The following is a 24,568-nucleotide window of genomic DNA, read 5'->3' on the forward strand; positions in this document are numbered from 1 at the left end:
AACTAGTTTAGTGTGCTTAAGTTACGTCAAAATGGGTGTTTTAGTGATTCTGTAAATTGATTTATAAGCTCAATTTCACACAGTTTATAGCTAATGGTTGCGGTTGTCGCATTAGGAAGTTTTATTAAGTAACGCCATTGGCAGGCGCTCTCAAGGTACTTTTCGTTATTTTTAATGCTGCGCATGAATAACGGCAGTACTTGCGTATTGCCTGTGCTTTCTTGTGACTTAGTTAGCTCATATTTACGCTTTTGTATCCAACTGCCTTGTGCTTGTTTTGCTTTATCAATTTGGCTATCTAGGCATTGAATATATCGCTTAGCTTCATCGGTTGTTGCTTTGGCGGCTAAAGTACATGTCTCATCTGCAAAGCTGTATTGGCTTGAAGCTAATAACACAATGGCAGTTAGTTGTAATAAATGGTTACTTTTTGTCATTGTAATTAAACTCTAAAATAAATTGAGCGCCGCCTAAGTTATCAGCTTCTGTAATGGTAAGTGTACCGCGATAGGACTTAACCAAGTCAGATACAATTGCCATCCCTACGCCGTGTCCACTTTCGTATGTATCCAGACGAGTACCCCGTGTAAGTAGAGATTCACGTTTGTCCTCTGGTACGCCAGGGCCATCATCGCTAATTCCAATACACAAAGTTTTGCTTTGAATAACTTGTATTGCTACTTGTGAGCGACACGCTTTACAGGCGTTATCAATCAGGTTGCCAAGTAATTCCATTAAATCTGTTTGGTCACCTAAAAAGTAATCTTTTTCGGTTACGGTGCAGGTAAAAATAATATCTTTATCACGGTACACTTTTGCCATAGCACTGAGTATTGAATCGAGTACTGGCTTAATAGGTGTTTGTTTTTTCCAGGTGTCTGATGCACCGGTTGCAGCACGCTTTAATTGGTGCTCGATCATCACATTAATTCGGTCGAGTTGTTCTTGTGCATCGGCATCGTTTGCCAATGGACTTGATTTAAGTACCGCAAGCGGTGTTTTAAGTGCATGAGCAAGGTCGCTTAATGAGGCTCTGTAGCGCTCTTTTTGGCGTTGTTGCGACTCAAGTAGCAAATTTAGGTCTGCTTTTATTGTTTGCAGTTCTACAGGGTAGAGGCCTTTAATTTCTTGAATATCACCCGATTCAATTGCTTTTATTTCTTTATCGAGTCTTTGGAGTGGGCGAGCGCTCCAAATAAAACCAATCGCCATCAGGCCTGCAATTGCAATGCCCATTATAAACATCCAATCTACAAGGGTTTGCTTAAAGCCATCCATTAAACGAAGTAGAGCGTCATTACGTTTAACTAATATAAAGCGAGCTTGTTCTGATTGATCTATGTTATTTAAAATTACAGTCAGGCTAAGTTGCCAGTACGCGGTGTTATTATACTCCACGCGCCTGAAATCGGCAGCACCGGCTTTGGTTTCTATTTGTTGAGGTACATAGCTTAAGTTTACAGCCGATTCTGAGTTCCAAACAGGATCATCATCTCGGTAAATCATTGCGTAGGTATCTGAATTTAATCTGTTTAACTCAGGCGCTAAAATAGTGCTGGGCATAATAATACCATGCTCAGTAAAGTCGACTTCAGATATTAGCGAGTAAAGCTGTGCTTCGAGAGTTTTTTCAGTCGCATCAACAAGTGAAGCGTAATACGCTTTGCCAATTGAATAAAATAAGATAGGGAGTGCGACTAATAAAACAAAGACAAGGATAAATCCTTGCCTTATTTTTAACGATATTTGCGGTATTACCACTGGCTTTTAAGCCTGTAACCACGCCCACGTAGTGTTTCTACTGGGTTTAGTACGCCTTCAGGGTCAAGCTTTTTACGCAAACGTAGTACAAATACTTCAATTACGTTTGAATCAAGGTCGAAATCTTGGTCGTAAATGTGCTCAGTCAGTTCTGATTTAGAAATTACTTTTTGCGGATTTACCATTAAGTATTCAAGTACTTTATATTCGTAAGCTGTCAGGCTAAGTTCTTTGTCATCAACCCATACTTGTTGTGAACGTGTATGGATTTTAATTGGACCTGCAGTCATTTCTGGATTTGCTTTACCAGCACTGCGACGAATTAATGCATTACAACGGGCAATAAGCTCTTCAACATGAAATGGCTTAGTAAGGTAGTCATCGGCACCTGCATCTAAACCTTCTACTTTATCTTGCCAGCGATCGCGCGCGGTTAAGATTAAAATAGGGATTGTAATGCCTTGTGCTCGTGCTTTATTAATTAGCTCAATACCGTCTATTTTAGGTAAACCTAAATCAACTACGGCCATATCAAGCGGGTATTCTGTAATGTGGAAAAGACCTGCTTCACCATCGTGGCATAAATCCACGCTGTAACGTTCTTTTTCTAAGGCATTACGTAGGTTATCTGCTAAATGTAAATCGTCTTCTATAACTAAAATTCGCATTTTTAATCCTTTTTCACTTCGCCGGTTTTTTTATTAATATGTAAATCAACGACGTGGCCGTCAGATTTGAGTATTCGTACGGTATAAAAATCTGTTTTTTCGGTAATTTTTAAGGTCTTACCGCCAATTGTTTTCTTTGCGAGTATTACGGCTTTCTTTTTGTCCACCTCAGCATGAGATGCTTGGGTGGCGGTTGCTGCTTGACTAAAGTTAGCTAAGCTAACACAAGCAATAAAACCGAGGCTTAATAATACGCGCATAATGGAAAACTCCTAGACCAGACTCACTTAGTTTAATTAACTAAGTTACTAAAATTCAAGTAAAAACGGTAAATTCGTTTTTATCCTGATAATTTTAATTAAAAACCTGTGAACAAACCCTGAATTACAGTGCAACGCACGCTCTAGGGTTTAATACTTTTTAAGCAGGAAATACCTTTTTAAAAGGTTTAACAATTGTATTTTCATAGATGCCAGCGGCAACGTAAGGGTCTGCTGCTGCCCACTCTCGAGCTGCTTCAATTGATTCAAATTCAGCAACCACTAATGAACCGGTAAAACCTGCTTCTTGAGGATCTTCACTATCGACTGCCGGTAATGGACCGGCGGTAAGTAGACGGTTTTGTGAATCAAGCTCACTAAGGCGTGCTAAATGTGCCGGGCGTGCTGCTTTTCTAAGCTCTAAGCTGTTTTCAACGTCTGTTGAGTGAATCATGTACAACATAAGGAATCTCATAAAAATTGTTAAATTTGATTAACGCAATACTACCACAGCGTTGAAAATTGGTGAATTAAAAGCGTATTTACACAGGTTTACACTTCGATTTTATTTTTAAGCTGTAATTGCTTGAAAATCTCTGTGTAACACTGGTAGAGTCGCTGAAATATACAAAATAATAAAAAGGTTTTATGCATGAGCGAAAATAGAGAACGATTTAGTTCCCGCCTTGGATTCATAATGGCAGCGGCCGGTTCAGCTGTTGGTATTGGTAATTTAGTTGGTTTTCCGGTTTCTGCTACTAAAAATGGTGGTGGCGCATTCTTATTAATTTACGCTTTATTTGTCATATTCATTTGTTTACCAGTCATGATGGCTGAAATGGCAATGGGTCGTAACGCTCAAAAAGATCCACTTGGTTCGTACAAACTATTATCTAATAACGATAAAAAATGGAAGTTAGCTGGGTTTTTTGCGGTGCTTACACCATTTATGATTGCTGTATTTTATATGGTGATTACGGTTTGGATCTTTGGTTATTTAACGCAAACAGGCCTCGGTAATTTAGATTTACTTGCAGATCCTGGCCACTTTGGTGTTTTTATTAATAGTTACACTGTGTTTGGTTATATGGCTGTTGTGGTTATTATGGTGAACTTAATTTTGTTAGGTGGTGTTAAACAAGGCATAGAAAAAGCCGCCAAATTTTTAATGCCCGCTTTATTAGTTATGCTACTAGCTCTAGTTACTTATGTATTAACGCTTGATAACGCAATGGCCGGTGTTAAATACTATATTATTCCTGATTTTTCTAAAATGAATGCAAGTGTCTTAAATGGCGCATTAAGCCAAGCGTTTTTCTCGCTATCTTTGGGCATGGGTATCTTAATGACTTACGCATCGTATATTTCTAAAAAGGATGACATTGTCAGTAGCGCTAAAATGGTTGCTATTACTGACTCACTCGTTGCGTTTGTAGCGGGGCTAATGGTGTTGCCAGCGATATTTAGCTTTGACCCAAATACAGACCCATCAGCACTTTCTGATTCGTCCGTATCAATGATTTTTGTATACCTACCTAAAATATTATTAGCACTGCAAAATGATATTGGCTATGTAGGTGCGTCTATTGTTGCGTTCTCATTCTTTTTATTGGTATTTTTTGCAGCGATTACTTCACTTGTTTCAATAGTGGAGGTACCGACAGCAACACTAAGCGACCGTAAAGGTATTAGCCGTAAAAAAGCACTGGGCATCCTTACACTTTCAACCGGTGTACTTACTATTTTATGTACAATGTCGTTTGGTATGATTGACAGCCTTACATCTTTCACCAGTTATGGCGGCGTTAGTAAGAGCTTTTTTGATATTATTGTTGATGTATTTTACGACACAATTTTACCGCTTAATGGCTTAATGGTGTGTTTGTTTGTAATGTACCGCTGGAAAAAAGCACGCTTAACACAAGAGCTAAGCTTAGGTTCGCCTAATTATGCGGGAAGCTTGATGGAAAAGTACGTTAACTTTTCACTTTCAACGTTTATTCCTGTCATTCTAGCTGTAATATTTATAAATACAGTGGCGACTAAGTTTTTTGATTTAAAAATATTTGGTTTTTAATAGGCCTCTTTAAAAGCTTATTGAATAATATAATGCCGCTCAGTTAAGCTTAGCGGCATTTTTTATAGGCGTTTTTTACAGGTATCTGGTCTAACTATTATACCAACCTGCATAAATCTTTGATCAATTTAACGAATTAAATTGCACTATAACGTCGTTAAAAATTTTTTATTTAGAACAACTAGATACAAAAATCTTTGCCTAGTTCTAGCGTAATTTTCTTAACGTTAAATAGACCCCATATATAAGCAGATTGGTATTAAAGGGATTTAAAATGAATAAAATTATTATTGGGTTTGCTTTTGCTATTTCATCATTTGGCGCATTTGCACAAAGTACTGATGATTGGCCAGAAGGCGGTGCAATGCACACGGGCAATACTTATAATTTAGAGGGCAATAGATACAAAACTAAAATCAGTAAAATGATGGATGAGATCTACCCGCAACTAACTGATGATTACCAAGTAGATGCAGTTAAAGCGCAAATAAAAGCATGGGAGCAGTATATAGATGCTACATGTAACGTTGTTGGCATAGCAACGGGTGCCGGTGGCTCTTGGCCCTCAACGTATAGTGTTAAATGCGAAAGAAGCCTAAGTTATGATAGATACTTTGCGACTAAAAACGCGCTGAAGTGCGTTAATAGATTAAGTAAGGAAGAGTTTGTAGGGCGTAGCGAAAAGTTAAATTGTTTAATTCAAACATTAAATATAAAAATATTTTAAGGTTTGCAGCAGCGCTACAGCTAAATTATACAGTTAGCTGTAGCATTTTAGGCTTTATAGCAACTCAATACTTACTGTTGCGCCTTTTTCGATATTGCCGCTTTGCGCTGGCACTACAATTAAACAGTTAGCTTTACTAAGCGACGAAAGTACACCCGAGCCCTGTTTATTAAACGGGGCAACTACCAAGTCACCTTGTTCGCTAATTGTTGCAGTACCGCGCTGAAAGTCAGCTCTGCCAGGGCGCTTTTTAATGACGGATGTAGTAACAGCGTTAAAGCGCATTTTAGGGTTTACGTCACCAAGACCCGACAGCTTTTGCAGTGCTGGCTCTACTAACTGATTAAACGTAACAGCAGCCGACACAGGGTTACCTGGCAAGCCAAAAAAGTAACTGTTACTTAATTTACCAAAGGCAAAAGGTTTGCCTGGTTTCATGGCTATTTTCCAAAAGTGGATATTGCCAATTTCGTTGAGCACTTCTTTGGTAAAGTCGGCTTCACCAACCGATACACCGCCTGAGCTTATTACGGCATCGGCAAGTTCGTTCGCTTTTAAAAATGCATTAGTGATGAGTTCTTTGTCATCAGGGATTATTCCTAAATCAAGCACGTCTATATTTTTTTGTTGCAGCGCACTAATAATAACAGCGCGGTTGCTTTCAAAAATAGCGCCTTGCTTAAGAGGGTGACCAGGTTCTATTAGCTCATCGCCTGTAGAAAGCACGGCTATTTTTAAGGTTCTTACCACGTCTATATTGGCAATTCCTAAAGATGCCAGTAATCCCACATCAACGGCTTTTAATTTATCGCCTGCTTTTAAAATAACGTCGTCTATAGCAATATCTTCGCCAGCAAAACGCACGTTTTCATTTAGCTCAGGTTGCGCAGTAAACGTAATTTTATCGCCATCAACCGAGGCGTTTTCTTGCATTACAACGCCGTTAGCGCCAGGTGTAATGGCGGCGCCGGTCATTATTCTTACGCATTGCCCTGGGGTAAGTGTTCCTTCAAAAACTTGACCTGCAAACACGCTGCCTACTTGTGTGTAGGTTAAGCTTTTATCTGAAATACACAGCGCATAGCCATCCATTGCTGAGTTGTTATGAGCGGGTACGTTTATAGTTGACTTAACATCGCTTGCTAAAACGCGATCAACACTTTGCATTATAGAAATGGTTTCAACGTCTTTAACAGGCGTTATTGTGCCAAGTATATTTTGTATTGCAGTTTCAATTGGTAATAAACCGGGTGCATTGCAAACATCGTTCATATATATTGCTTACTTAAATCATTTTATTTTGAAACAATACTTATAATGTCAAAGCTTTACAATACATGGTTGGGTTATTTTTTGTGTGTGATATGCATGCTTTCGTGCAGCGTAAACGCAAAAGAAACGCTGCATGTAGCCGTAGCGAGTAATTTTAAAACTGTATTGGAAACCCTACTAAAAAAATCCCCATTACCTAATGTTGACGTGAAAATATCAGCCGCTTCTAGCGGTGTTTTATATTCGCAAATAGTGCATGGCGCGCCATTTGATGTGTTTTTATCGGCCGACGATTTTCGCCCGCAATCGCTTATTAAAGAAGGTTATGCCGAGCAAAGTAGTTTGATCACTTACGCGTTAGGCGAACTTGCTTTGTGGCAACCCAAAGCTGAAAAAGTAAATGATAAAGTAGCCATTGCTAATCCGCGTTTTTCACCATACGGACGTGCCTCAGAGCACTACGCGAATAACCATTTTAAAAAACCAATAAATTATGTGTACGGGAATAATATTACGCATGCGTTTCAGTTTGTGCAAAGTGGTAATGTAGGAGTAGGGCTGGTGGCTGTTTCATCCCTAAAGGCGGCTTACCGTAACACGCAAGATCAAAAATATTTAGATTATACCGTGCTGCCTACCAATCAATATCCCGATATAATTCAACAAGGCGTTATTATTAGCTCGACTAAAAAACATGCTAGCGCTAAGCAACTTATGCAATTTTTAATGGCAGAAGCTACGCAGCAGCAGTTAATTGAATTAGGTTACAGAATAAAGGACAACAATGCTTCAAAGTGATTTAACCGCGCTGTGGTTAACTATAAAACTTGCCTTTATAACCGCAGTACTTCTTCTTATTTTTTGTATTCCTCTGGCTTACAAGCTCGCTAGCTATAACGGTAAATTTAAACCATTTTTAGAGGCATTAATTGCAATGCCTTTAGTGCTACCGCCTACGTTGTTAGGGTTTTATTTACTTGTTTTGTTTTCGCCTGATCACGCTTTTGGGCAGTTTTGGTTTTGGCTAACGGGTACGCAGCTTGCGTTTAGTTTTCAGGGCGTGGTTATTGGCTCGCTGTTTTATTCGCTGCCTTTTGTAATGCAGCCGCTTGTGGCTGGGTTTAAGCATATTAATCAAACCTATAACGAAGCTGCCATTGCGCTTGGATTAAGCCCATTTAAACGCTTTGTGCATTTAATTATTCCGCTTTTAAAACCCAGTATTGGTAGCGCATTTGCTTTAGGCTTTGCGCATACATTGGGTGAATTTGGTTTGGTATTAATGATTGGCGGTAATATTCAGGGGCAAACACAGGTGGTGTCTATTGCGCTTTATGACCATGTTGAATCGTTAAATTATACGGCGGCGCATCAGCTTTCACTTATTTTACTGGCTATTTCGTTTGCCTGTTTAGTGCTGTTATTTAAGTTTAATAAAAGCATTGTAGGGGTTAAGCAATAACATGATTAAGTTAAGCCTTTTTAAAGCACTCAATAATTTTGATTTAGATATAAACCTTGAGCTTGAGTCGTTTAATGTATTGGGTGTTTACGGTCCTTCAGGCTCCGGTAAGTCAACATTACTGCGTTGTATTAGTGGTTTAGAGCCTGCAAAAAGTGTTCATATTAATAATCAGCCAGTGCATGAGTTGCCAAGTGATAAACGCGGTATAACGCTTCAGTTGCAATCGTGCCCGTTGTTTCCTCATTTAGATGTGGCAGGTAATTTAGCGTTTACACAAAAACACTGCGGGAATAAGCAAACCAGCTTAACGCTTCAATACGTTGTTAAAACACTTGAATTACAAGACTTACTAAATCGTGATGTACAAAGCTTATCGGGCGGCGAGCGCCAGCGTGTAGTATTTGCGCGCACTTTGCTTGCCGGTCAAAAATTTATAATGCTCGATGAGCCTTTTAGTGCGCTTGATTGGTCATTGCGTTTTAAAACGCTCACTAAACTCAATGAGTTAGCCGTTAAGTTTAATATTAAATTTATAATAGTAAGTCACTCATTAAAAGAGCTGCTATTTTGCTGCGATATCCTTATTCAGCTTGATAAAGGTAAGGTGATAAACCAAGGTGCAAGTGCACACGTTGCAAAAGCTATTTATGCAAACGATAGGCAAACACCGCTGAGCTTAATTAATTACGATGTGGTCAAATTTGATGAAGACTACGGGCTATATCAACTGCAATTACAGCAAAGTGAGCAGCCGCTTTTTGTGCTCCCTGCACTTGTCGATAACAGTAATAAGCTAATTATAGAAAGTGAGCAGATGTCGTTTAGTGCGTTAAAGCCTGAGCAAACAACGCACAGTAATGTTTTAAGGTCGGTATTAACTCAGGCTGAGCTTATTAATAATAAGTGGCAGTTAACGCTTAATGTAGATGGGCAAACTTTGTATTGCTTGGTTTCAAGACGAGTGTGGGACAAAAACAACTTTAAAGTTGGCGATGTGCTTTATACAACAATCAGTAATCTAGAATAACTAAATGCTGCACACCGCACATTGACTGTTTTTAGCTATTTTAAAACGATTAAACTCCATGCTTAAACCATCCACCAGCAATAAGTGTTTGTCTAAGCCACTTGGCAAACCAGCAAGCATTTTTAGTGCTTCAGTAGCCTGAATACTGCCTATTAGCCCCACAATAGGAGAGAGCACACCGGATTCAGAGCAGCTTTGTGTTTGTTCACTAAAAAATTGCGATAAACAACCATAACAGTGGCTGTTTCCATCCATATTAAAACACGCGACTTGTCCTTCCATTCGTATTGCAGAGCCTGACACTAGCGGAACTTTAGCTTTAAAACAGGCGCTATTAAGTGCATTACGCGTTGCTAGGTTATCTGAGCAATCAATTACTATATCAATGTTATTAAATAGCTGCTCTGTAGAGGTATTTGCATCAAAAAATGCCTCAATAGTATTTATGTTTATTTCACTATTAAGCGCGTTAAGCTGTTTTTTTGCAACACTGCATTTTGAGCTACCAATGTCGCTTTCTTTATACAGTATTTGCCTTTGCAGGTTGGTCACGTCTATTTCATCGTTATCAATTAAGGTAAGCGTGCCAACGCCAGATGCCGCTAAGTATTGACCTACCGCGCAACCAAGCCCACCCACACCAATAATTAAAGCATGCGATTGCCATAGTTTCTCTTGTCCGTCTATATCAAGCTGCGGCAGCATAATATGCCGAGAATAGCGTAGTTGCTGTTGGTAAGTTAACGGTGCTTTTTGCATTTTTAAACATCTCATACTTTTTTTGAACAATACCAATTTGTTAAATCCTAGAGCAAGTAGTAACGCTTTTTATTTGCACTGTAACAGCCCTTACCCCCTCACTCATATAGTGCAACTATAACGCATTAAAATAATAAATACATATAACCAGCTGAAATATATAGTTTTTAATTAGTGGCTCAGTAATTGCTATGTTTGGTTAACTAAAATTTAACAAAGTTTGAGCTACTACTCATATAAAAGAGTGGGGCATTTATAAAACAATAATACGTTTACGAGGAAATAAACATGCAACCGAGTTCTGGATTTAACTTAATATCCTTTAAAGGAAAAATGAAAGTATTACATCTGAGTTGGATGGTCTTTTTTGTGTCATTTTTTGTATGGTTTAACCATGCTCCTTTATTAGGTGCAATTGCGGGCTCGCTTGGTATTACCATGGCACAAGTTAAAACATTACTAATTTTAAATGTAGCGTTAACTATTCCTGCCCGTGTTGTGGTGGGTATGCTGACCGATAAATTTGGTCCCCGGATTGTTTATGCCGCGCTACTTATTACCTGTAGTATTCCGTGTTTTATGTTTGCTATGGCAACCACATTTGAACAAGCCGCTATAGCGCGTTTTGCGCTAGGCTTTATTGGTGCTGGCTTTGTTGTGGGCATTCGTATGGTGAGTGAATGGTTTCCTGCTAACGAGCTGGGCATAGCAGAAGGTATTTATGGCGGCTGGGGTAACTTTGGTTCAGCAGCAGCGGCTATGTTATTGCCAATTATTGCACTTATGTTTGGTGGCGAAGATGGTTGGCGTTACGCAGTAGGTTTAACGGGTGTATTAAGCGTTATATTTGGTATTATTTGGTACTTAAATGTAACCGATACACCAAAAGGCGGTACATACTTTAAGCCTAAAAAAGTAGGCGCAATGGAAGTAACCAGTAAAGGCGACTTTGTATTACTTCTTATTATGAAAATCCCTATGTATGGTGCACTAGCATTACTTACTTGGAAGCTTTCACCAACCGGTGCTAACCTAATTTCGGCTAACTTTGTACTTGCCGTGTATGCTTTTTTAGTTCTGCTTTATATTTACGAAGTGTATAAAACCTTTGACGTAAATGGTCATATTTTTAAAGAGCCTGTACCTGAGTCTCATCGTTATGAATTTAAGCAAGTGGCTGTTTTAAATATTTTATATTTTACAACTTTTGGTTCTGAGCTTGCAGTTGTATCTATGTTACCGCTATTTTTTATGGATGTGTTTGCGCTTGATATGGTGTACGCGGGTATTTTAGCCTCAGCTTATGCATTTATGAACTTAGCATCTCGCCCAGGTGGCGGTTGGATTTCAGATAAATTAGGTCGCCGTATTACCCTTATTGTACTTACAACGGGTCTTGCTGTTGGTTATTTTGTAATGGGCTTGGTTGATGCATCTTGGCCTTTATGGCTTGCAGTTGTTGCGGCTATGGCGTGTTCGTTCTTTGTGCAAGCTGGTGAAGGCGCTGTATTTGCCGCAGTACCGCTAATTAAGCGTCGTTTAACTGGGCAAATAGCTGGAATGACAGGTGCTTACGGTAATGTAGGTGCAGTAGTGTACTTAACGGCATTGTCACTTGTTGATTATCAAACTTTCTTTTTCATTATTGCGGGTAGTGCATTACTTGGTCTAGCTGCACTGTTTTTTATGAGAGAACCAGATGGCCATATTACCGAAGTAAATGAAGACGGCACCGTTGAACTTATTTCAGTGACTTAAGGCATTATTGACTATGTTTGATGAAACACTCCACGCTAAATCGCTAAAAAATGAACTCAACGTTTCATTTGGCGGGCACAGTGCTAAAGGGTTAAAAGCAGAAAACCAAGATGCGTTTGCAGCTCTCAATACCAAAGCGCAAGAAAAAGAGTCTAAAGGCGTTATTGCCTGCTTAGCCGATGGGTGTTCATCAGCAAAAAATGCTAAACAAGCGTCTCAACTTTCGGTTACTCATTTTATAAATGAGTATTTAAATACCCCCGAAAGTTGGGCGGTTAAAAAGTCAGTGTCGAAGGTGTTAGCAAGTTTAAATCAGTGGCTTTATTCGCAATCGGTTAATTACAATCACTTAGGTCAGCGTCAAGCCGATTGGATGACGACTTTTACAGCACTTATTTTAAAGTCGGCAACGGGTTATATATTCCACTTAGGTGATACGCGTATTACTCGCTTGCGAGGAAATAAAATAGAGGCAATAACACGGGATCACAAAGTAAACGATACGCTAACGCGTGCTCTTGGCGCGCAACTTCATCAAGAAATAGATGTATACGAGGTTGACCTAAAAGCAGACGATATTTATATATTAACCTGCGATGGCGTACACGATGTGCTCCCAAGTAGTGATATAGCTAAATTAATTAACGAGTACACTAATTTAGAAAATGCAGCTAAAGCAATTACCGAACTTGCATTAGCACGAGGCAGTGACGACAACGTAAGTTGTTTACTGGTAAAAGTAGAAAATATTGCCGAGCAAAAGTTAGATGAACTTTACCATTCGCTAACACGACGAAAAATTCCACCTGCGCTTAATGTTGGGCAAAAAATTGATGATTACACGGTTATTCGTAAATTACATGCCAGTAGTCGCTCGCACATTTATTTAGTGCAACAAGCGCCCGATATACCGCCAGTGGTTTTAAAAGCACCTTCGGTTAATTTTGAAGACGATGTGCACTACCTTCAAGGCTTTATAAGAGAAGGCTGGGTAGGGCAACGCATAAACCATTTAAACGTGATGAAAGTGCTAAGTACGCAATCGCAGAGTCGTTTTTTGTATCATATTTGTGAGTACATGGACGGGCAAACACTCAGTGATTGGAAGCACGACGTGCCGCACCCAGAAATAACCCAAGTACGCAGTATTATTGAACAAATAGTACATGCACTAAGGGCGTTTCAGCGACTCGATATGGTACATCGTGATTTAAAACTCGATAATGTAATGATAGATGCGCACGGTAAAGTAACGCTAATAGATTACGGCACAGTAAGTGTTGCGGCCATGGACGAGTCGGTTAAACAAATTGCGGATGATTGCCCGCAAGGCACTGCCGACTACACCGCACCCGAAACACTTATTACTATGCACGCCGATTTTAAAAGTGATTTGTTTTCACTTGGCGTGATTGCATATGAGTTATTGTGCTCAAAATTGCCTTATAAACCACTGCCACTTAACCACGTAGCGCCAAAAGATTACAGCCATTGGCATTACACAAGTATTCGTAAATACAGAGCCGATATTCCGTTTTGGTTAGATCAAGCCCTTATGAAGGCGCTTGCCCCTAAACCTGAGCTCAGATACCAAGCTTTTTCTGAGTTTATAAACGATATCAACAAACCTAATCCTTATTTAGAAAGTACCGCTAATAAAAGTTCAATAATGAAACGCGATCCAGTTATGGTGTGGAAATGTATTTCGCTGTGTTTATTTATTGCTTTGGTATGTGTATTAATAATTAAAACTTAGAGAACCAAAATGCTTAATTACAAGAACAACTTACCTATTATTTTTATACTGGGTTGCTTCACTGCGCCTTTAATAAGCCAAGCTGCGCAAACTGATCTTGATTTTAGACTGCGCTTTGAAAGCGTTGATCAAGAAAATGCTCTAAAAGATGCAAGCGGCTTAACACTTAGAACCCGCTTAACGCATCAAACAGACGAGGTGAATGGTTTTTCAGCACTTATTGAAGTAGAAGACACTCGCAGCCTATTGGGCGTAGATGATTACAACAATACAGTGGGGAAAAACACTAATTATTCTGTTATTGCAGACCCAGAAAACACTGAGATAGACCAAGGCTTTGTTAAATATGCCCGCGATGGTCTATCGCTAAAAGTAGGGCGCCAAATAATAGCTCTTGATGGGCAGCGTTTTGTTGGGCACGTAGGTTGGCGCCAAGACAGACAAACCTTTGATGCCGCGACCATTAATTACGCATTTAATAACATAAATTTACAGTACAGTTATTTAAATAAGCGTAACCGCATATTTGCTGACGATAAAGACATTAAATCGTCCGATCATTTAATTAATGCAAGCTTTAAAACAGACTACGGTAAAGTGGTTTTATACAGTTACTTATTAAGTGACGATGCACTACAAGACGACAGTTTAGATACTTATGGCGTTTCTTTTAACGGTAATAAAACCCTAAACGACATAAAATTTTATTACAAAGCGGAGTATGCAACGCAGTCTGCTTCAACAAGCGTGAGTGATTTTGATGCCGATTACTATGCACTTGAAGGCGCTGTCGATTTAAATGGGTTGGGCATAAAAACAGTAACATTAAAAGTTGGCATAGAGTCACTTGGCTCTGATAATGGCGATTACGGGTTTGCAACACCGCTTGCCACGTTACATAAATTTAATGGTTGGACAGATACGTTTTTAAATACACCCACACAAGGTTTGAACGACACTTACATAAGCTTAAACGGTAAAGCGTTTGAAGGAAAATGGCTGGTGGCTTATCACAGTTTTGATGCTAATGAGCAATCAAATGGGGTTGACGATTTAGGCAGTGAACTAAACGTACAATACGTTAAACCTATTAATAAACAATACGCAGTAGGTGTTAAGTATGCTGATTACTCAGCGGGCGATACTGCTGCTAATAAAGTCGATACTCAAAAATTGTGGGTATGGATGAGCGCTAAATTTTAACCCTCTCTATCTTCTAATATTCACTTGTAATTTATAGCGACACACGATGGTGCAATTGCACCATCTTGTGGGACTTTATGCTTTTCACCTCTGCACCAATGTAGGCAACTTGCTGATTTTAAATGCTTATATATTTGGCTTACATATTGCTACAACAAACCTATAACAAATTATTCGATTTCAATTTTAGTCAATTACTAAAATAGGTATCACTTTAAGGTGGGTGAATGTTAAGCAAGCAGCGTGTTGTAGTGGTAGGAAACGGAATGGTCGGGCACCATTTTGTGCAGCAGCTAGTTTCTCAAAATCAAGCTGATGAGCAATTTGAAATTACGGTACTTAGCGGTGAAGACCGTTTAGCGTATGACCGTGTACAACTATCCTCTTTTTTTAAAGGCAAAACCGCAGACGACCTCGCACTTACATGTAATAAAACCTATGACGATTGGCAAGTACGCTTTCATACTCATTCTAAAGTGGTTGATATAAATCGTGATACGCAAACTGTAACGACCGCTAAAGGGGAATTGTTTGAATACGACAAACTTGTGCTTGCTACAGGTTCATTCCCATTTGTACCGCCTATACCGGGTAAAGATCGCGAGCATTGCCTTGTTTATCGCACCATTAACGATTTACACGCAATAAAAAATTCAGCCCACGGCAGCAAAGTAGGCGTGGTAATTGGTGGCGGTTTACTGGGGCTTGAAGCTGCAAACGCATTAAAGCAATTGGGTTTACATACTCACGTAATAGAATTTGCACCGCAACTTATGGGTGTACAAGTTGATGCTGGTGGCGGTCGGTTACTAAAAAACAAAATTACGGATTTGGGCGTTACTGTACATACAGCGGTAGCAACTGAGGAAATAGTAGAAGGCGAAAGTTGCCGTTATAAAATGTGTTTTAAAGGTGGCAAAACCCTTGAAACAGACATGATTGTATTTTCGGCGGGTATTCGCCCTTATGATAATTTAGCCCGCGAGTTTAATTTAGAGTTAGGCGAGCGCGGCGGTATTGTAATTAATAACCACTGCCAAACGAGTGATAAAAACATATACGCTATTGGTGAATGTGCACTGTGGAATAATTTTATTTTTGGCTTAGTGGCACCCGGTTACGCCATGGCTAAAATAGCAGTTGGGCATATTTTACAAGATACGCAGCAAGGTACTTTGCAAAGTACTGGCTTAGACAATAAAGCCGATGAATTTAATGGTGCCGATATGAGCACCAAGCTTAAATTAATGGGTGTTGAAGTAGGCTCTATTGGCGATGCACATGCACGCAGCGAAGGCGCAATAAGCTATTACTTTGAAGACCAAGCCAATGGTATTTATAAAAAAATAGTCACTAACTCACAAAGTAATAAGCTGATTGGCGCGGTACTTGTTGGCGATACCAGCGATTACGACAATTTGCTGCAATATCATTTAAACGACATTCAACTTACCACCGCTCCCGAAGCGCTCATTATGCCCCTTGCCGGCGACATAGCAGAGCTAAGCGCCGATGACTTGCCTGATGACGCCATTATTTGCGCTTGTCATAAAGTAACTAAACACACCATTGAACAAACAGTCGCTAAAGGCTGCATAGATTTGGCAAGTGTGCAGCAAAGCACCAAAGCCAGTACAGGCTGTGGAGGGTGTGAAAAGCTCGTTCAAAATGTAATAAACAGCGCGCTCGCTAAGGCAAGTAACACTATTAACGTAGTTACCCTTAATGAGCCTGTAAAACAGCCTGCATAAATTAAAGCACACTAAAAGAGAGCAGTATGACAACCGCAAACACGTCACCAACTATAAATAAAACCAGTTTAAAACAAACAACATGTGCTTACTGTGGTGTAGGGTGCGGTGTTGATATTTCACTTTTTAATAATGTGCCAACCAAGCTTGAAGGCATGCGAGAGCATCCCGCAAACTTTGGTCGTTTATGTGTAAAAGGCACCCATTTGCTCGACACAACGGGCAGTGATAATCGCTTAACGTCGCCCCTTATTAATAACCAAGCCGTTACGTGGGATGAAGCCACCGACAATGTTGCCAATAAATTTAACGACATAATACAAAAGCACGGACCCGATGCTGTGGCTTTTTATGTATCGGGGCAGTTACTTACTGAGGATTACTACATCGCGAATAAATTAATGAAAGGCTACATAGGCTCAGGCAATATTGATACAAATTCGCGCCTGTGTATGTCATCTGCTGTGGCAGGTTACAAACGCGCTTTTGGTGAAGACGTAGTGCCGTGTACCTACGAGGATTTAGAGCAAACTGAGCTGCTTATTTTAATTGGCTCTAATGCCGCATGGACTCACCCGGTTTTGTATCAGCGAATGGAGCGTGCAAAGCAGCTTAACCCAAATATGAAAGTGGTGGTTATTGATCCGCGCAAAACCGACACCGCTGAGCTTGCCGACACATTTTTGAATATAAAACCAGGCAGTGACGCTGCGCTTTATAACGGTTTGCTTAATTATTTAAATGAGCATAACCACCTCGATACGCAATTTATTGATCAGCACACAAACGGCTTTGAAAGCGCACTGCAGGAGGCACAAAAGTGGAGCTGCCAGGCAGTTAGCGACTTTTGCGATATAGCAATTGAGCAAGTCACTGAGTTTTACGCGCTATTTGCTAACAGCCCAAGTGCGATTAGCTTTTATTCAATGGGTATAAATCAGTCAAGTTCGGGTGTAGATAAATGCAACGCCATTATTAATGCGCATTTAGCCTCAGGTAAATTACTTAAGCCAGGCAGTGGTCCGTTTTCAATTACTGGGCAACCCAATGCGATGGGCGGGCGCGAAGTAGGTGGTTTGGCTAATCAGTTAGCGGCGCATTTAGATATTGAAAACGAAGCACATCAATCACTTGTGCAACGTTTTTGGCTTGCGCCAACTATTGCTAAAAAAGCAGGCAGCAATGCCATCGATATGTTTGATGAAATAGCCGCAGGCAAAATAAAAGCAGTGTGGATAATGGCAACAAACCCAATGGTAAGTTTGCCTAATAACGCCGCTATTAAAAAGGCATTAGAGACCTGCGAGCTGGTGGTTGTATCTGACTGTATTGCAAAAAGTGATACGTTAAAATTTGCCGATGTTGCTTTTCCATCAACCGGATGGGGCGAAAAAAACGGCACAGTAACCAACTCAGAGCGCAGAATATCAAGGCAGCGCCCGTTAGTAGCGCCTTATTCGGGAGCTAAAAACGATTGGCAAATTATGTGTGAAGTCGCTAAAAAAATGGGCTTTGAAGGGTTTGATTTCACAGATCCAAGTGGCATTTTTGAAGAATGGGCACAATTAACCGACTTTGAAAATAACGACAGCCGATTATTAAACCTCTCTGGTTTAGTTGGGCTCACAAAAAGCCAGTACGATAACTTAAAACCCATAATGTGGCCTGTTGTTAAAAACGAGCCTTATAAAAATGGTCAGGTTTTTACAAATAACCAATTTAGCACCGCTGATAAAAAAGCGCGTTTTATACCTATAACGCCGCAATTACCGGTGCAAAAAACATCAAATGATTATCCGTTTGTAATGAACTCAGGGCGTATACGCGACCAATGGCATACCATGAGCCGCACGGGTAAAAGCACTGCGCTTTCATCGCATATTACACGCCCTTATATTGAAATTAATCCGCTTGATGCCAGTAAATTAGCAATTAAACAAAACGATTTAATAAGTGCAATTGCCCTAACTGGGCAGGTTACCGCGCATGCAAAAGTAACCGATGCCGTGCGCAAAGGTGAATGCTTTATGCCTATTCATTGGAATAAGCAATTTGCGTCATCAGCAACAGTAAGTGGGTTGTATCAATCGGTAGTTGACCCTCTATCTGGTCAGGCTGAGTGCAAACACGGTGCTGTTAATATAGTTAAAGCACCCTTTGTGCAATATATGCAGCTGTTTACTAAAAACGAACTTGTTATAAACAGTGATTTTTGGCTCAAAGTTAATGCTAGTAATTGCTTTAATTACCAATTGGCGCTTAATGAGCCACAAAGTGATTTACTGTATTACTGCCAAACCTTAACCGGTTTGCAAGGTCAGTGGTCGGCTATGAATACGGCAAAAGCCATGCATGTGCAGTGTATTCAAAACGATCAATTAGCGTTTGTTGGTGTTATATCTAATGAGCAAAAAGAAATATCACTTGAGTGGATAAACCATTTATTTGCAGAGCCATCACTGACTTTTACACAGTTACAGTCTTTGCTTTATGCAACCCCCGATGAAGAATTTACCCAAGGTGCACAGGTGTGTAGCTGCTTTAAAATAAGAGAGTTGCCAATTATAAACGCCATTAAAAACGGTGCAAACACGGTAGAGCAATTAGGGTCAGAACTTAAATGTGGAACGAACTGCGGTTCGTGTAAAACGCAATTAAGCCAATTAATAAAACAACATTACAAAGCAGGTTCTAGCAGCATTGATGTTGTGGTTGAAATGTAAACAAACAAGGAAGCATATGCTTAATGATCAATTTGGTCGGCAGTTTAACTATTTGCGCCTCTCAATAACTGATGTATGTAATTTTAGTTGTAGTTATTGTTTACCAAACGGGTATCAGTGCGATACGCCGCGTAATTTTTTAAATAAAAACGAAATTAGCACGCTAGTAAATGCGTTTGCAGAGCTAGGTACTAAAAAAGTACGCATTACAGGTGGCGAACCGTGCTTGCGAAACGACGTAACCGATATTATAAAACTCTGTAAAAACACACCTGGCATAGAAAAAGTAGCCATTACTACCAACGGGTTTAATTTATTAAAGAAAATTGATGAATTTGCTGAGGCAGGGCTTGATGCGCTTAATGTCAGTATTGATAGCTTAAATCCGAGTATGTTTAAACTCATAACAGGGCACGACAAACTTAACCTTATTTTAAAAGGGATTGAACGCGCGGTAGATCTGGGCATAAAAGATATAAAAATAAATGCAGTGCTTGCCAAGCAGTTTAATAAAAACCAATTGAAGGATTTTTTAGCGTGGGTAAAACACCACAAAGTTACAGTGCGCTTTATAGAATTAATGGAAACCGGTGACGGCGCAACATTTTTTGAAGAAAACCACTTAAGTGGGCAAACGGTTAAAGCCCAATTACTCGACCAAGGTTGGTTACAAGTCGTTAGGGGGAAATTAAATGGACCCGCTGAGGAGTTTTGTCATCCTGATTACGATGGTCGTATTGGTTTAATAATGCCGTACAGTAAAGACTTTTGTAAAAGTTGTAATCGCTTAAGGGTGTCGGCGCTGGGTAAATTACACTTATGTTTATTTGCAGAGCAAGGTATAGATTTACGCGAACTACTCAACGAGGACGATACTGCAGCGACCGTAAAGGCAATTCGAGCCGCTATGGGCAATAAAGAAATAAGCCATGAGCTGGATAAACGCTTAACAGGTGCGACAACTCACTTAGCCATGTTAGGCGGCTAATATGGAAGCTAATATAAAATCTAATATGAAAGTTAAGCGAGATTTTACAGGCGTTGTGCTTGCTGGTGGTAAGTCATCAAGAATGGGCACAGACAAAGCCGATTTAGTTTTAAAAAATAAAACGCTATTACACAATGCGTGTGATTTATTAAAAGACGCAGGCGCTAAAAACATACTTATAAGTCGCAACGTTACAAATCCAGTCAAGTCATTGAACCATTATTCACCGAGCGATTATCCCTCAGAAAAGTACGTTAAAGATATATACCCAAATAGTGGACCCCTTGGCGGAATTTATTCCACATTAATAGCCACTGAGCACGACTTACTTATTACTGCGGTAGATATGCCTCTACTTACGAGTAGTTTGTTAAGCATAATTGTGCTGGCTTCTCAGTCAAATAACGTACAAAGTGTGAGCAATCAATTAAATCAGTCACAAATACATGCTTGGCACTTTGAAAATGAACCACTACCGCTGTATATTCGTAATACAAGCAGTGTAAAAAATCATTTAAAACACATACTCACAAACGCTAACAGTCATAAATCAATAAAACAGTTTACCCAAAGCATTGGTGTGCAAACGCTTTTATGTAATAAAGCGCACGCATTAATAAACACCAATACACCGGCGCAATTTAAAGCTGTAAATGAGCATTTTGACCAAAGCATTAATCAATTAAGAAGAACATTATGAGTCACACAACTGAGTCACAAATAGCATTAAACATTGCCGTAATGACGGTAAGCGATACACGCGATGCGATTACCGATACTTCTGGTCATTACTTAATTAAAGCGCTAACTGAAGCTGGTCATCACTTAGCTGATAAAGACATAGTTAAAGATGACGTTTACCAAATGCGTGCAGTGGCATCGCAGTGGATAGCCGATGACACCATTCATGCTATTTTAGTGACTGGCGGTACAGGTTTTACTGAGCGCGATTCAACACCAGAGGCATTTGCGCCGCTGTTTGATAAAAGCGTAGACGGTTTTGGTGAGCTATTTAGGCACATATCGTACGGCGAAATTGGTAACTCTACTATTCAATCTCGTGCATTGGCAGGACTTGCTAATAACACCGTTATTTTTTGTATGCCAGGCTCTACAGGCGCATGTAAAACTGCGTGGACAGGCATAATAAAAGATCAACTTAACTCAATGCATAAACCGTGTAACTTTGTACCGCACATTACCATTGGTAAAAAGTGTGAATCGCGTGAGCAATAGTATGTTGAGTCACGTTGACGAAAACGGCCAAGCGAATATGGTTGATGTATCGCTCAAAGGCGTAACCTTGCGCGATGCCTCAGCTGAAGCATTTATTAGCATGAGCAAGCTTGCCTTTGAACAAGTAATGCTTAATCAAAACAAAAAGGGTGATGTGTTAGGCGTGGCACGCATTGCAGGTATTCAAGGCGCTAAAAAATGCGCTGATTTAATTCCGCTTTGTCATCCGCTTGCACTTAGTAAAGTCGCTGTTGATTTTGAACTTGATGAAGCAAACAGCCAAATTAAAATAACCAGCTACTGCAAACTTGCAGGTAAAACGGGGGTTGAAATGGAAGCGTTAACAGCGGTATCTGTGGCTAGCCTTACTTTGTTTGATATGTGTAAAGCAGCCGACCCACTAATGGAAATTAGCGGCATGCGCGTTACTCAAAAAGCAGGGGGCAAAAATGGTAGTTGGCAACGCGATTAATCCAAACGATGCAATATCTAGCGCCGGGAAAGTAGAGTTATTGTTTTTTGGGCAACTAAAAGAGCGGTTAAAGTGCAGTAAATTAAGTCTTGAGATTACGCAGCCGCTTACTATTTCAGAGCTTAAATTAAAATTAGTGAGTCAATACCCGCACTGGCAACCGTGGCTGGAAGAGCGTGAGCTACTTGCAGCGCTTAACCAAACTATGTCATCAAGCGACGAAATAGTGAAAGCAGGGGATGAGCTTGCCTTTTTCCCGCCGGTTACAGGTGGCTAATGAGCATACATATTCAAGTACAAACCGATGATTTTAATGTAGGTGACGAGCACAATACGCTTTGTAGTAATAATAAAAACGATGGCGCTGTTGTCACCTTTACAGGTTTGGTAAGAGAGTTCAGCAGTGGCGATAATGTTATTGCACTTGAGCTTGAACACTACCCTGGTATGACCGAGCAACTGCTTCAATCTATTGCAGAGCAAGCTCAAACTCGCTGGCAACTGGCGCGAATATGCATTATTCACCGCGTTGGTTACTTAGCACTTGGCGAGCAAATTGTATTTGTAGGCGTAACGTCCCGCCATCGCCAAGCCGCGTTCGAAGGCGCACAATTTATAATGGATTATTTAAAAAACCACGCCACGTTTTGGAAAAAAGAGCACTTTAAAGACTCATCAAACTGGGTTGAGTTTAAACAAAGCGACAAACAAGCGCTGGGCAAGTGGCAAAAGTAGTTATAAATGTAATCTGTGAATAAAGATGCGTTCAAAATTTATCTCAAAAAGAGAGTCATTAGAGTCCGCTGCACTTTGGGTAGCGGCTCTATTAATTTTAGCTATTATGTTAGAGCTCATAACAGGCTGGTCTATAGGTGGAAAAAGCACTGCTGGTCACTCTATAAATATTGAGCCAGAACAGTTTTGGTTTGAAATAAAATTGCACTGCAGCTTAGTGTTATGGTTTATTTTTAGATCTTTTTTTACTTTTCCATTTTTTAGGGCGCAGTACAATAGCTTGCTTAGCTTCAGAGAATAACACAAAATCATATCAAATATTCTTTTTTATATACTTACTCCCATTTTTGTAGTGTTTTTAATTTTAACTTTATTATTTATTAGCGACTTATAAATATTGTTCAGTTTCTTATTAAGAACGAGTGATTAAATTTATACGCTCTTACTATTAGCCATTTTTTACAGCCGTTCTATATTTACTTTTTGCCTTAGTTGGAACGTTAAGCCTTACTCATTTTACAGTGAAGTGTTTTAGGGGCATTTACATATCGTGATTATTTTATTGTCGCTTATAGCACCCAAAATTCTAAATTTAAAACTAATAGAATATAGTCTTTGAAAAGATCAACACGCCCTAATGTTTTCTGTCTCTTTAGCAGTTATTTTAATAGTTTACTGAGTAAAACAGTAAACTATCTTACTCAATTAATTACTTCTTATGTTAGTAAATCAGGCATTAAATTGAGCCTGTTATGAATGGCATGATGGATGAAAGATAACTTAGTTCGCACCGCTTGAGTAAGTACAAATGGGTAGGCATCGGCAAGTCCCATGCTGCGATTTAGTGAATTTAGAATGATCGAAAATTCCATCCAAGTATCTAAAATAGCATCAATCGATGTTTGTGAATTAAAGTAATAAGCACTTTGTGGCAATCGAAGCTCGTCTGCTTCATCTAATTCAAACTCATTACCCGTTGTTGAGCCTGTAATTGAAAAGTTTTTGGCTGTTTCTAAAGTATCGATAATATGCATGTAATGCGCCCATGTTTCTGCCCAGTCTTCATAAGGGTGCATAGTAGCGTATTCACTAATAAAGGTTTCATGCCAGTTAGCTGGCGCGCCTTGCTTGTAATGAGTATCGAGCGCTTGCTGGTAATCTAATTCGTCATCACCAAAATATTGCTTACATAAAGCATGTTTTTTTGATGAATTTGCGATTAGTTGATCAAAATAATAATGACCGAGTTCATGGCGAAAATGGCCAAGTAAAGTACGGTAACGCTCGCCCATTGCTATTTTAGCTTGAGAGCGTGCTACGTCGTCTGCTTCAGCTAGGTTTATAGTGATATGCCCGCAATCGTGTCCTGTAAATACAACGTCTTGACCTATAATAGGGCTTACAAAGTGATCGCTTACGTTACGGTCTGCTATAAAATCGAAGCTTAATCCGCTTTCAGGTTCTTGAATCGTGGTATTTAAAGGGAGTGATAATGATTTTAATGTATACAAAGCGCGACGTTTTGCTGTCTCCATTTTTTTCCATAATGGAATATGTTCAACAATACTTAAATCAGGCACCGTTTCATTAAAGCGGCACGAAAAACACAGCACTTCGTCTTTATCGGCAACAGGTATAAATGTGTCTAAATTAACCATACCATTGCATACGTGATACTGAGCGTTGTTATCACATTTTTTATAAAAAACTTCAGGCGCTTCTGCTTTGTAAAATAACCCCGATTGCTCATCAATTTCATAGGGTTCAACTTGGTCGAACTCATCATCAATACCCACGGTTCTGCCGCAAGCCAAACAATGGCTGCTTTCAAAAAATAAAATAAGTTGATCTGTGCAATTACATTTAAATGTTTTCATATGTTACCGAATAAAAAAGAGACCGTATAAACCACTTTTACTTAGCGCTATGC

At 39.6% G+C, this 24,568-nt stretch carries 24 protein-coding genes; 16 read left to right on the forward strand and 8 right to left on the reverse strand.

Features of this window, described 5'->3' with window-relative positions; translation table 11 throughout:
- Positions 1-26 precede the first annotated feature (26 nt).
- The 5 genes from H5089_RS05000 to H5089_RS05020 all read right to left on the reverse strand — a co-directional run bounded on the left by H5089_RS05000 (position 27) and on the right by H5089_RS05020 (position 3,152).
- Positions 27-437 (reverse strand): hypothetical protein, encoded by a 411-nt coding sequence (locus H5089_RS05000; RefSeq protein WP_182711624.1) that lies wholly within the window; start codon positions 435-437, stop codon positions 27-29.
- The gene (locus H5089_RS05005; RefSeq protein ID WP_182711625.1) at positions 424-1,761 is read right to left on the reverse strand and encodes an ATP-binding protein; all 1,338 of its coding nucleotides are present in this window, start codon (positions 1,759-1,761) and stop codon (positions 424-426) included. Before H5089_RS05005 ends, H5089_RS05000 begins: the two co-directional genes overlap by 14 nt.
- A complete protein-coding gene (locus tag H5089_RS05010; RefSeq protein WP_007375447.1) occupies positions 1,755-2,429 on the reverse strand; it encodes a response regulator transcription factor in 675 nt (224 codons plus the stop codon). The genes H5089_RS05005 and H5089_RS05010 overlap by 7 nt, the downstream gene beginning before the upstream one ends.
- Before the next feature lie 2 nt (positions 2,430-2,431).
- Complete coding sequence (locus H5089_RS05015; protein WP_024594903.1) at positions 2,432-2,689, reverse strand: PepSY domain-containing protein; 258 nt, start codon at positions 2,687-2,689, stop codon at positions 2,432-2,434.
- Between the two features lie 160 nt (positions 2,690-2,849).
- Positions 2,850-3,152 (reverse strand): YciI family protein, encoded by a 303-nt coding sequence (locus tag H5089_RS05020; RefSeq protein WP_024599115.1) that lies wholly within the window; start codon positions 3,150-3,152, stop codon positions 2,850-2,852.
- A 189-nt stretch (positions 3,153-3,341) separates the two neighbouring features.
- Between H5089_RS05020 and H5089_RS05025 the strand changes: the two genes are divergently transcribed.
- The gene (locus H5089_RS05025) at positions 3,342-4,766 is read left to right on the forward strand and encodes a sodium-dependent transporter (RefSeq protein WP_024606454.1); all 1,425 of its coding nucleotides are present in this window, start codon (positions 3,342-3,344) and stop codon (positions 4,764-4,766) included.
- 274 nt (positions 4,767-5,040) lie between these two features.
- Entirely contained in the window at positions 5,041-5,493 is a 453-nt protein-coding gene (locus H5089_RS05030) for a hypothetical protein (RefSeq protein ID WP_024599117.1), read from the forward strand.
- Positions 5,494-5,547: 54 nt separating this feature from the next.
- Here H5089_RS05030 and glp read toward each other — a convergent pair whose 3' ends face one another.
- Positions 5,548-6,765 carry a gephyrin-like molybdotransferase Glp gene (gene glp, locus H5089_RS05035; protein ID WP_182711626.1) on the reverse strand — a complete coding sequence of 406 codons (1,218 nt, stop codon included), beginning with the start codon at positions 6,763-6,765 and terminating at the stop codon, positions 5,548-5,550.
- A gap of 96 nt (positions 6,766-6,861) precedes the next feature.
- Here glp and modA point away from each other — a divergent pair, with 96 nt between their 5' ends.
- The 3 genes from modA to H5089_RS05050 are packed head-to-tail and all read left to right on the forward strand — an operon-like array spanning position 6,862 to position 9,257.
- Positions 6,862-7,563, forward strand: coding sequence for a molybdate ABC transporter substrate-binding protein (gene modA, locus H5089_RS05040; protein ID WP_259395917.1), 702 nt, complete (start codon positions 6,862-6,864; stop codon positions 7,561-7,563).
- A complete protein-coding gene (gene modB / locus H5089_RS05045) occupies positions 7,550-8,227 on the forward strand; it encodes a molybdate ABC transporter permease subunit (protein WP_182711627.1) in 678 nt (225 codons plus the stop codon). The genes modA and modB overlap by 14 nt, the downstream gene beginning before the upstream one ends.
- Before the next feature lies 1 nt (position 8,228).
- The gene (locus tag H5089_RS05050; protein ID WP_182711628.1) at positions 8,229-9,257 is read left to right on the forward strand and encodes an ATP-binding cassette domain-containing protein; all 1,029 of its coding nucleotides are present in this window, start codon (positions 8,229-8,231) and stop codon (positions 9,255-9,257) included.
- On the opposite strand, the gene H5089_RS05055 is transcribed toward H5089_RS05050, so the two are convergent.
- Positions 9,258-10,016 carry a molybdopterin-synthase adenylyltransferase MoeB gene (locus H5089_RS05055; RefSeq protein WP_182711629.1) on the reverse strand — a complete coding sequence of 253 codons (759 nt, stop codon included), beginning with the start codon at positions 10,014-10,016 and terminating at the stop codon, positions 9,258-9,260.
- A gap of 288 nt (positions 10,017-10,304) precedes the next feature.
- Between H5089_RS05055 and H5089_RS05060 the strand changes: the two genes are divergently transcribed.
- From H5089_RS05060 to moaE, 11 genes are all read left to right on the forward strand, one after another.
- The gene (locus H5089_RS05060; RefSeq protein ID WP_024595623.1) at positions 10,305-11,774 is read left to right on the forward strand and encodes a NarK family nitrate/nitrite MFS transporter; all 1,470 of its coding nucleotides are present in this window, start codon (positions 10,305-10,307) and stop codon (positions 11,772-11,774) included.
- A gap of 13 nt (positions 11,775-11,787) precedes the next feature.
- Positions 11,788-13,530 (forward strand): bifunctional protein-serine/threonine kinase/phosphatase, encoded by a 1,743-nt coding sequence (locus H5089_RS05065; RefSeq protein WP_024595624.1) that lies wholly within the window; start codon positions 11,788-11,790, stop codon positions 13,528-13,530.
- A 9-nt stretch (positions 13,531-13,539) separates the two neighbouring features.
- Positions 13,540-14,733 carry an alginate export family protein gene (locus tag H5089_RS05070; RefSeq protein WP_182711630.1) on the forward strand — a complete coding sequence of 398 codons (1,194 nt, stop codon included), beginning with the start codon at positions 13,540-13,542 and terminating at the stop codon, positions 14,731-14,733.
- Between the two features lie 227 nt (positions 14,734-14,960).
- A complete protein-coding gene (locus H5089_RS05075) occupies positions 14,961-16,484 on the forward strand; it encodes an FAD-dependent oxidoreductase (protein WP_182711631.1) in 1,524 nt (507 codons plus the stop codon).
- A gap of 26 nt (positions 16,485-16,510) precedes the next feature.
- Positions 16,511-19,207, forward strand: a complete 2,697-nt coding sequence (locus tag H5089_RS05080) for a nitrate reductase (protein WP_182711632.1) — start codon at positions 16,511-16,513, stop codon at positions 19,205-19,207.
- 16 nt (positions 19,208-19,223) lie between these two features.
- Positions 19,224-20,195, forward strand: coding sequence for a GTP 3',8-cyclase MoaA (gene moaA / locus H5089_RS05085; protein WP_024603705.1), 972 nt, complete (start codon positions 19,224-19,226; stop codon positions 20,193-20,195).
- A gap of 25 nt (positions 20,196-20,220) precedes the next feature.
- Positions 20,221-20,895: a molybdenum cofactor guanylyltransferase gene (locus H5089_RS05090; protein WP_404936378.1), complete on the forward strand. Its 675-nt coding sequence runs from the start codon at positions 20,221-20,223 to the stop codon at positions 20,893-20,895.
- Complete coding sequence (moaB, locus tag H5089_RS05095) at positions 20,892-21,431, forward strand: molybdenum cofactor biosynthesis protein B (protein ID WP_182695790.1); 540 nt, start codon at positions 20,892-20,894, stop codon at positions 21,429-21,431. Before H5089_RS05090 ends, moaB begins: the two co-directional genes overlap by 4 nt.
- A 1-nt stretch (position 21,432) precedes the next feature.
- Complete coding sequence (gene moaC, locus H5089_RS05100; protein WP_182711634.1) at positions 21,433-21,903, forward strand: cyclic pyranopterin monophosphate synthase MoaC; 471 nt, start codon at positions 21,433-21,435, stop codon at positions 21,901-21,903.
- Entirely contained in the window at positions 21,881-22,180 is a 300-nt protein-coding gene (locus H5089_RS05105) for a MoaD/ThiS family protein (RefSeq protein ID WP_182695789.1), read from the forward strand. The genes moaC and H5089_RS05105 overlap by 23 nt, the downstream gene beginning before the upstream one ends.
- Complete coding sequence (moaE, locus tag H5089_RS05110; RefSeq protein WP_182711635.1) at positions 22,180-22,638, forward strand: molybdopterin synthase catalytic subunit MoaE; 459 nt, start codon at positions 22,180-22,182, stop codon at positions 22,636-22,638. The genes H5089_RS05105 and moaE overlap by 1 nt, the downstream gene beginning before the upstream one ends.
- 716 nt (positions 22,639-23,354) lie before the next feature.
- Here moaE and H5089_RS05115 read toward each other — a convergent pair.
- The gene (locus H5089_RS05115; protein ID WP_182711636.1) at positions 23,355-24,515 is read right to left on the reverse strand and encodes a putative zinc-binding metallopeptidase; all 1,161 of its coding nucleotides are present in this window, start codon (positions 24,513-24,515) and stop codon (positions 23,355-23,357) included.
- Positions 24,516-24,568: the final 53 nt, after the last annotated feature.

Origin of the sequence: Pseudoalteromonas sp. SR45-1 (genome assembly GCF_014163655.1) — a bacterium.
Lineage (GTDB): Bacteria > Pseudomonadota > Gammaproteobacteria > Enterobacterales > Alteromonadaceae > Pseudoalteromonas > Pseudoalteromonas distincta.